The sequence below is a fragment of the Noviherbaspirillum sp. genome (assembly GCF_035944575.1).
Lineage (GTDB): Bacteria > Pseudomonadota > Gammaproteobacteria > Burkholderiales > Burkholderiaceae_D > Noviherbaspirillum.
Genome location: NZ_DASZBA010000119.1, coordinates 1 through 9,515, shown reverse-complemented (window position 1 = coordinate 9,515; position 9,515 = coordinate 1). Strand labels below are relative to the sequence as shown.

General features: G+C 55.2%; 9 protein-coding genes. 4 read left to right on the top strand and 5 right to left on the bottom strand.

Annotated elements, in window-relative coordinates:
- The 5 genes from VGU61_RS07830 to dnaA all read right to left on the bottom strand — a co-directional run.
- Nucleotides 1-296 (bottom strand): hypothetical protein (locus VGU61_RS07830; protein WP_326858551.1); only part of this gene is annotated, 296 nt, incomplete at its 3' end.
- 2 nt (nt 297-298) lie between these two features.
- A complete protein-coding gene (locus VGU61_RS07825) occupies nt 299-1,111 on the bottom strand; it encodes an HNH endonuclease (protein WP_326858550.1) in 813 nt (270 codons plus the stop codon).
- Nucleotides 1,112-1,332: 221 nt separating this feature from the next.
- Nucleotides 1,333-3,837 carry a DNA topoisomerase (ATP-hydrolyzing) subunit B gene (gene gyrB, locus VGU61_RS07820; protein WP_326858549.1) on the bottom strand — a complete coding sequence of 835 codons (2,505 nt, stop codon included), beginning with the start codon at nt 3,835-3,837 and terminating at the stop codon, nt 1,333-1,335.
- A gap of 165 nt (nt 3,838-4,002) precedes the next feature.
- Complete coding sequence (dnaN, locus tag VGU61_RS07815) at nt 4,003-5,109, bottom strand: DNA polymerase III subunit beta (RefSeq protein ID WP_326858548.1); 1,107 nt, start codon at nt 5,107-5,109, stop codon at nt 4,003-4,005.
- 354 nt (nt 5,110-5,463) lie between these two features.
- Entirely contained in the window at nt 5,464-6,882 is a 1,419-nt protein-coding gene (dnaA, locus tag VGU61_RS07810) for a chromosomal replication initiator protein DnaA (RefSeq protein ID WP_326858547.1), read from the bottom strand.
- 382 nt (nt 6,883-7,264) lie between these two features.
- On the opposite strand from dnaA, the gene rpmH reads away from it, so the two are divergent.
- The 4 genes from rpmH to yidC form a co-directional block, all read left to right on the top strand.
- The gene (rpmH, locus tag VGU61_RS07805; protein ID WP_061535510.1) at nt 7,265-7,399 is read left to right on the top strand and encodes a 50S ribosomal protein L34; all 135 of its coding nucleotides are present in this window, start codon (nt 7,265-7,267) and stop codon (nt 7,397-7,399) included.
- A gap of 30 nt (nt 7,400-7,429) precedes the next feature.
- Complete coding sequence (gene rnpA, locus VGU61_RS07800) at nt 7,430-7,801, top strand: ribonuclease P protein component (RefSeq protein WP_326858546.1); 372 nt, start codon at nt 7,430-7,432, stop codon at nt 7,799-7,801.
- Nucleotides 7,798-8,052, top strand: a complete 255-nt coding sequence (gene yidD / locus VGU61_RS07795) for a membrane protein insertion efficiency factor YidD (RefSeq protein ID WP_326858545.1) — start codon at nt 7,798-7,800, stop codon at nt 8,050-8,052. Before rnpA ends, yidD begins: the two co-directional genes overlap by 4 nt.
- 28 nt (nt 8,053-8,080) lie before the next feature.
- Nucleotides 8,081-9,515, top strand: a 1,435-nt coding sequence (gene yidC / locus VGU61_RS07790) for a membrane protein insertase YidC (RefSeq protein ID WP_326858544.1), incomplete at its 3' end; no start/stop codon positions are given.

Below are 9,515 nucleotides of genomic sequence, written 5' to 3'. Positions count from 1 at the left end.
TGCTCCTTGAAAGTCACTGACTTTTTGTCAAAAACTACTACTATTGACGTTGCAATCGTGTTGCAATCAAATGCGCTTAGGTACTCTTCTAGCTTACGGACTTTTGTCTTATTTAGACTACGTTGTATACCTTTCGGCTTGTCCGGGGCCATACGATCAACCGTTCCCCAGTTTAGAATTTCTGCTGCTGGCGCATGAAATAAATAAAACTTTAGATCCTTGGCCTCAGGCCGCTGGATATTTTCAAGAGCGGAATATGTAGCTATATTTTTTGTGCTTTTTTTTGTGGTCGCCATTTTTAGTCCAGAGAATATTCAAGAATTTCTAGAAACGTATAACGTTGATTCTTGACCAGCTTAATTTCGGGTATAACAACTTTCAGTCGCTCAGCAGCTTCTTTTAAAGTAATTACCTCTTTCGAATATCTTGTTTGCCCACTTGCCACCTTCATTAATCTATGTAGCCCAATAGCTAACTTAATCTGTTTTGGAAGCGAACCATTGTCGTCTAACTTTTCGCTAATGGCTTGAATTGCAAACCACGCCCAGTTAAAAGCATGTTGCCTCGCACTATTACATGCGTCACATGCTATTGTTAAATTATAGGGAGCAGATTCACCACCAAGAAATTCTGGCCATAAATGCTCTACCGTTGACCTCTCTCCTTTAGGAGCATTTTTAGCCCGCGAAGTCGGTCTTCCGCACCAACAGCAATTTGGTCGCGACTTTTTATGAGTATCGTTTGCTAAACCGTCTGGAAGTTTACGTTCGATATAAGCTATAGATGCCAATCTAGTAAGTTCGGCTAGCTTCCTTAAATTTCCATGCCTGGCGGCCACTTGTAGCGTATTGCGGAGTTCGCTTTCGATTCTGCTAACGGGAAGCGTTGGATTTGTCGATAGTAATGCGACACCAGAATTCATGCATCGGTGTACTAATTCCATTGTGACTGTTAATCGTGTGAATTCGTTTATACCTGTAGTTGAATAAACCCACGGCTGATTTACATCGATTACGGAAACAGTGGAAAAAACCAATTCATAAGCAAAGAGGAAAAGATTCTCTCCCGGAGTCTGTGTAAACCAAGGTTTTATCCCTGCAATACTAGCCATTATCTTTTTTGATTTGTTGGGCGCTTTGGATCATAACTAATAGCTAATGTCTCTATTTATAGAAACATTAGCATTACCTGACATATAAATTTCCAGTATTTAGTAGCTTAGAGGGGGTAAATATTTTTGAGCTTTTTCCTGGAATAATTTGAATCAATGAATCCCGTTTTATGTCATTTATTTGAGATTTTTCTCATTTAATTTGAGAACCTACACAAAATTTACACGTCAATATTTCCCGCCTGCAGCGCATTCGATTCAATGAACGCCCTGCGCGGTTCCACGTCATCCCCCATCAGCGTCGTAAAGATCTGGTCCGCCGCGATCGCATCTTCGATCTGCACCCGCAGCAAACGCCGCACTGCCGGGTCCATCGTGGTTTCCCATAGCTGGTCGGGATTCATCTCGCCCAATCCCTTGTACCGCTGCTTGGACACGCCGCGTTCCGCTTCTTCGCGCAGCCATGCCATCGCCTCGCGGAAGTCGCGGATCGCGATTTCCTTCGCCTTTTCGCCCTGCCCGCGGCGCACCATCGCGCCTTCGCCGATCAGGCCCTTGAAGGTGGCGGCGGCATTGGCCAGCACCTGGTAATCCGGCCCGGCGACGAAGTCGGCGTCGATGACGCTGAGCTTCAGGTTGCCGTGCAGGCGGCGCTGGATCTTGAGCGCGCACTTGTCCGACAGCTCGTCGGCGGCGGTAACAGTGACTTCGACGCTCGGATCGTTGATCGCCTTGGCAAGCGCTTCCGCGGACTGGCGCGATTCGTCCGGACTGCTGAGGTTCAGCGTCACGCCGGTCATGATGGCCGACAGCGCCGCGTCGTCGACCACGCGCGCGAGGCGCATGATTATGGCATTGGCGGTGTTGTACTGGCGGACCAGTTCGGCCAGTGCGTCGCCGGTGATCGGCTCGGCATTGGCGGTCGGGACCAGGGCGGCGTCATTGAGCGCGACCTGCATCATGTAGCTGGCTTCCTCGACATCGTCCTTCAGATAGCGCTCGTCGCGTCCGTGCTTTACCTTGTACAACGGCGGCTGGGCGATGTAGACGTGGCCGCGCTCGACGAGCTGCGGCATCTGACGATACAGCAGGGTCAGCAGCAGCGTGCGGATGTGGGCGCCGTCGACGTCCGCATCGGTCATGATGATCAGGCGGTGGTAGCGCAGCTTGTCGACGTTGAATTCATCCGGCCCAATACTGGTGCCAAGCGTGGCGATCAGGGTGGTGATCTGCTCGGAAGACAGCATTTTTTCGAAGCGGGCTTTTTCGACGTTGAGCACCTTGCCGCGCAGCGGCAGGATGGCCTGGAATTTACGGTCGCGGCCCTGCTTGGCGGAGCCGCCCGCGGAGTCGCCCTCGACGATGTAGAGTTCGCACAGCGCCGGGTCTTTTTCCTGGCAGTCCGCCAGCTTGGCGGAGAGGCCGAGGCCATCCATCACGCCCTTGCGGCGGGTGAGCTCGCGGGCCTTGCGCGCGGCTTCGCGGGCGCGCGCGGCTTCGACGATCTTGCCGCAGATGATCTTGGCGTCGTTCGGCTTTTCCGCGAGGTAGTCGGTGAGCGTCTTGGCGACGATTTCCTCGACCGGGCCGCGCACTTCGCTCGATACCAGCTTGTCCTTGGTCTGCGAACTGAACTTCGGCTCCGGCACCTTCACCGACAGCACGCAGGTAAGGCCTTCGCGCATGTCGTCGCCGGCGACTTCCACCTTGGCTTTCTTGGCAAATTCGTGTTCTTCGATGTACTTGTTGATCACCCGCGTCATCGCCGCGCGCAGGCCGGTGAGGTGGGTGCCGCCGTCGCGCTGCGGGATGTTGTTGGTGAAGCAGAGCACCTGCTCGTTGTAGGCGTCATTCCACTGCATGGAGACGTCCACGGTGATATTGGTGCCGTATTCGGACAGTTTTTCGCCGGTGGCCTGGAAGATGGTCGGGTGCAGCACCGACTTGCTCTTGTTAATGTATTCGACGAATCCGCGCGTGCCGCCTTCGAACGCGAACACTTCTTCCTTGCCGGTGCGCTGGTCGGTCAGCTTGATATGCACGCCGTTGTTCAGGAAGGAAAGTTCGCGGATGCGCTTGGCGAGGATGTCGTAGTGGAACTCGACGTTGTTGAAAATTTCCTCGTCGGCCCAGAAATGCACTTCGGTGCCGCGCTTGTCAGTTTCGCCGATGACCTTGATTGGCGACACGACAACACCGTCCTGGGTTTCGACTTCGCGGTTTTGCGGAACGCCCTTGGCGAATTCCATGTAATGCACTTTGCCGTCGCGGCGGATGGTCAGCTTGAGCAGCTTCGACAAGCCGTTGACGCACGATACGCCAACGCCGTGCAGGCCACCCGATACCTTGTACGAGTTCTGGTCGAACTTGCCGCCGGCGTGCAGCTCGGTCATCACGATTTCTGCCGCGCTGCGCTTCGGATCATGCTTGTCATCCCACTTGATGCCGGTCGGAATGCCACGGCCATTGTCGGTGACGGAGATCGAGTTGTCGGAATGGATGGTGACGTGGATTTCGGTGCAGTGGCCTGCCAGCGCTTCGTCGATGGAGTTGTCGAGCACTTCGAACACGCAGTGATGCAGGCCGGTGCCATCCGACGTGTCACCGATGTACATGCCAGGGCGCTTTCGCACCGCTTCCAGGCCTTCGAGGATCTGGATGGAGGATGCGCCGTATTGGTTCTGTGGCTGCGGCTGGGGAATGGCTTCTTGAGGAATCGCTGACATGGCTGCTTTCTGGATAGTACGTTACGGCTAAAGAGCGAGAGGGCTGATTGATTCCTTCCCTTTGTGAGGGAAAGAGCCCGACATTGATGTGTTCAACATTTCATAAAAGTGGCAAAGGGGCTCGCACATACTCCGCGGCCCCTGTCACATTCGTTGTTAATCCGATCAAATCCGCATCGGCATCACGACGTATTTGAAGTCGGCGTTATCCGGTACGGTGATCAACGCCGATGAATTGGCGTCGCCAAGGGCGATATTGACGCTTTCGCTCTTGAGGTTGTTCAGTACGTCGAGCAGGTAGGTGACGTTGAAACCGATGTCGACGCTGTCACCGCCGTAATCGATTTCGATTTCTTCGACCGCCTCTTCCTGATCGGCATTGGTCGAGCTGATCTTCATGCTGCCCGGACTGATGATGCAGCGCACGCCCTTGAACTTGTCGCTGGTCATGATCGCCGCGCGCTGCAACGAACGCAGCAACTGATCGCGATTGATCGTAAAGTCGTTCTTGTATCCCTTCGGGATCACCCGGGTGTAATCCGGGAACTTGCCTTCCACCAGCTTGGAAATCAGCTCGATGTCGGCGAAGGTCAGCTTGACCTGGTTGTTCGCTATGTCCAGTTGCACCGGCTGGTCGATTTCTTCCAGCAGGCGCTGCAATTCCAGAATCGTCTTGCGCGGGATGATCACATCCTGGCGCGGGAAGTTCTGGTCAGTCTCAACCTGGCAGAATGCCAGCCGGTGGCCATCGGTGGCGACCGCGATCACGTTCTTGCCGTCGACGACCAGCAAGAGGCCGTTCAGGTAGTAACGGATATCCTGCTGCGCCATTGCGAAATGCACCATGTTGAACAGGTGCTTCAATGTCTTTTGCGGCAACGTAACGGTGGCGTTGTATTGCTCGGCCTGCGCCACGGTCGGGAATTCCTCGGCAGCCAGTGTCTGCAGCGCGAAACGCGATTTGCCGGACTGGACGGTCATGCGCTTGTTGGCCAGCGACAGCGACACATCGCCGGAGTCAGGCAGGGCGCGCAAAATGTCGAGCAGCTTGCGCGCTGCGACGGTCGTCGCGGCAACTTCGCCGCCGCTACCGACATCGGCGTGCGTGGTGATCTGCACTTCGATATCGGTCGACAGGAAAGACACTTTTTCCCCTTCCTTGCGGATGAGGATATTGGCCAGAATCGGCAATGTGTGCCGACGCTCGACAATACCGCTCACGATCTGCAGTGGTCGGAGAAGCGTGTCTCTAGTGGTTTTAACCAATTGCATGCTTTTATCCTTATTGGTTGAGACAGTTTCCTGATTGTGAATCTCTTGAATCTCTGCTTGCGCGTTTGCCGCGCGATGCTGCTACATACTGCCCGGTGCCGAGCTTTGATATCTTGTTACCGCGCCTTGCCTCATACATTGCCACCCGGATCATTTCTCCCCTGAACGGACACTGACAGGCGACAGGATCGCGTCGCTCGGCTTAATTGCTTGTTAATCAAATGCCAAAATGCAGCTCTATTTTGACAGAAAAGGTACTGCTTCTCGAAAACAAAAATGAGGCTTTTCAACTCGCTTCGACATGCCGGCCTTGACAGGTCGGCAAAGTTATCCACAAGGCATGAAGCAGCCGTCTTAACCTTTCAAGGTCTGTTCCAGAACGTGCAGTTCATGATTGACTTCCGGGTTCTTGCTTCGGTCGGCGGCGATCTTCCGCACCGCATGCAACACTGTTGTGTGGTCGCGGCCACCGAACAATTCACCGATTTCCGGCAAGCTCTTTTGCGTTAACTCTTTTGCAAGGTACATCGCAATCTGGCGCGGACGGGCGATGTTCGCCGGACGCTTTTTCGAGTACATGTCCGCGACTTTAATGTTGAAAAAGTCCGCTACCGTCTTCTGGATATTCTCAACCGATATCTGTCTATTTTGGACCGAAAGCAAATCTTTCAATGCATCTTTGACAACATCGATCGTGATATCTTTGCCGTGGAACCGCGAGTAGGCAAGAATTTTCCGCAGCGCGCCTTCCAGTTCACGGACGTTGGAACGTAAATGTTTTGCAACAAAAAATGCGACGTCATCGGAAAGCACGGCACCTTCCTGAGTTGCCTTCTTTAATAGAATCGCAACCCGCATTTCCAGCTCGGGAGGTTCAACCGCCACCGTCAAGCCGGAATCGAACCGGGAAATCAGGCGGTCATCCATGCCGCTTATTTCCTTCGGATAGGTATCGCTGGTGATGATGATTTGTTTCTTGGCTGCAATGAGCGCTTCGAACGCATAGAAGAATTCTTCCTGCGTCCGGCTCTTGCCGGCGAAGAACTGAATATCGTCAATCAGCAGAAGATCGAGCGAATGGTAATACCGCTTGAAGTCGTCGAAACCCTTGCGTTGGTAAGCGGTCACTACGTCGCGAACATACTGTTCAGCGTGGATGTATCGAATGCGCGTGTTCGGATTATCGGACAAGACCTGGTTGCCGATGGCGTGGATAAGGTGTGTTTTACCGAGCCCTACGCCACCGTACAGGAACAGCGGGTTGTAAGACACGCCGGGATTATTGGCCACCTGGATGGCGGCGGCGCGCGCCAGTTGATTGGCTTTACCGGTCACGAAACTCTCGAACGTCAGCGCATTATTAATGCGGCTCTGGTCACGGCGCGGCGTATGGTCGACCGGCGCTTCATTGCGTTCGGTGATCTCGATCGGGTCCGGCATGCCGTTCATCATCGGATGACTGCCGCCGTTGGCATTGCCGTTTCCGTTGGCCGCGGCCGGCGCCGGCGCAACCGTCTTTTTCGCCGCATTGAGGCGCGGGTCGAGGACGAACTGCACATCGATTGGCGCATCCCAGTACTGGGATGCCAAGGTGGTGATGCGATTGGCAAACTGGGTCTTTACCCAATCGAGCTTGAACCGGTTCGGCGCCGCAATGCGCAACTTGCCGTCTTCATAATCGAGCGGCGCCAGCGGCTTGATCCATGCGCTGAACTGTTGCGGCGTGAGCTCTTGCTCCAGCAAGGCGGAGCAGGTCTGCCAGAAATTTTCCATGAATTGTCTTGTAATTGGGTGCGGAAAGCGGACCCTCGCATCTTCCATTGACATCTTGGACGCCCTTAAAAATGTGCCGCGCAGATCTGAGAGGAACTGCGCGGCAGATTTTTAAAGCGTCGCTTCAGAGGAAGGGAGGCACCACACGATGGGGTCTATTCTACCTCCGTCGAGGAAAGTTATCCACAGGGAGAGCTTGATTTGGGAAACAAAAGCGACGTTTGCCGCCTGGCCATAAACAGGCTAAGTGATTGACACTGAAGCAGAAACTGATGTCTAATTGCGGGTTCACTGTCTATCGCTTGTTGAGTTTTGTAGCTACCGCGCAAAACACAGGCCGGCGTGATATCCAACCCACCTTTGCTGATTTGCGAGAACCAACATGAAACGTACCTACCAACCTTCCGTCGTCCGCCGCAAGCGCACCCATGGCTTCCGCGCTCGCATGGCAACCCGCGGCGGTCGCGCTGTGCTGAACGCACGCCGCGCCAAAGGCCGCAAGCGCCTGGCTGCTTAAGCCAAGCGTTGCACCGCCCAAGCTGCTGGCGTGACCGGAGATTACTCACGCGATCGGCGAATCGTTAAAACGGATGATTTTTCATCCGTTTTTCGTTTGCGGCCCGTGCAACGGACAGCGCACTTCGTGCTGTATACCCGAAGCAATCAACTGTCCCACGCCCGCCTCGGCATTGTCGCCGCCAAGCGTTTCGCGCCGCGCGCCGTTACGCGCAATACCATCAAACGCGTTACGCGCGAGCTGTTCCGCCAAACCCCGCTGCCGCCATTCGACTGCATCGTGCGCCTGTCCAAACCGGTCAATTCCAAGGCTGGCCCAGCCACATCGGCACAGTTGAAACGCATGCTGCGCGATGAGCTTTCCCGCCTGATGTCGCCGCAAAATTTGCGGAGCGATCGATGAAAGCTCTACTGCTGTTACTATTGCGCGGCTATCAGCTGGGCATCAGTCCTTTTCTCGGGCAAACCTGCCGGTTTTATCCTACCTGTTCGAATTACGCGATCGAGGCAATCGGCGTGCACGGCACGGTGAAAGGTTCCTGGCTGACGGCGAAGCGCTTGTGCAAGTGCCATCCGTGGCATCCCGGCGGTGTCGATCCGGTGCCGAAAAAATCCTCCGGGCCATCGCATGGCCGCGGATGTACCCATTCTTGAATCACTCATATTAATTTTAACTATGCATATGGATATCCGACGTACCGTCCTGTGGGTTGTCTTCTCGTTGTCGCTGCTGATCCTTTGGGACAACTGGATGCGCTACAACGGCAAACCGTCGATGTTCTTCCCGACGGCGACCCAAACCGCCAAGCCGGGCACATCCGGCACGCCTCCCGCCACCGCCGGAAGGGCCGACGTTCCACAGGCAACGCAGCAGGCAGGCGCGCCGACCGCCGCGGTCGTGCCCGGCGGCCCGGCGACTGCCAGGAGCGAGGTGGTCACGATCACGACCGATGTAATCAAGGCCGAGATCGATACCTCGGGCGCCCAGCTGCAACGACTCGAACTGCTCAAGCATAAGGACACGGTCGACCAGTCGAAGAACATGGTGCTGTTCGAATCCGGCAACGGCCATACCTATCTCGGCCAGACCGGACTGATCGGCGGCCCTTTCCCGAATCACAAGTCCAGCTTCTCGGTCCGCCCGGGGCCGCGCGCGCTTGATAGCGCCAATGAACTGCAGCTCGTCATGGAGTCGGAACAGGGCGGCGTCAAACTGATCAAGACCTACACCTTCCGCCGCGGCGAATACACCATCGGCATCCAGCACCAGATCGTGAACAACAGCGGGGCGCCGATCAATCCGTCGCTTTACCTGCAACTGGTGCGTGACGGCAGCTCGCCGCCGGGCGAATCTCAGTTCTATAGCACCTTCACCGGTCCGGCGATCTACACCGAAGCGGAAAAATTCCAGAAACTGGATTTCGATGATATCGACGAAGGCAAGGCAAAGCACGTCACCAAGGCTGACAGCGGCTGGATCGCGATCGTGCAGCATTACTTCGTATCGGCCTTCCTTCCAAAGGAAGGTGTAGCACGGGAGATCTACACCAAGAAAGTCGATAACAACCTGTACGCTGTCGGCAACATCCTGCCTGTCGGCAACATCGCGCCGGGTGCGACAGCGTCCATGGATACGCGCCTGTATTCCGGCCCTCAGGAATCGGCGACACTGGAAAAACTCGCGCCGGGACTCGACCTCGTCAAGGACTATGGCTGGCTGACCATCGTCGCGAAGCCTATCTTCTGGCTGATGGACCAGATTCACAAGGTACTCGGCAATTGGGGCTGGACCATTATCGTCCTGACCATCCTGATCAAGCTGGCGTTCTTCCCGTTATCGGCGGCCAGCTACCGCAGCATGGCGAAAATGAAAACCGTGACGCCGAAAATGCAGGCGATCCGCGAGCGTTACAAATCCGATCCGCAGAAGATGAACCAGGCGATGATGGAGTTGTACAAGACCGAGAAGATCAATCCGCTGGGCGGCTGCCTGCCCATCCTGGTTCAGATCCCGGTATTCATTGCCTTGTACTGGGTGCTGCTGGCGAGCGTGGAGATGCGTAACGCGCCTTGGCTCGGCTGGATTCAGGATCTGGCATCCCCCGATCCTTGGTACA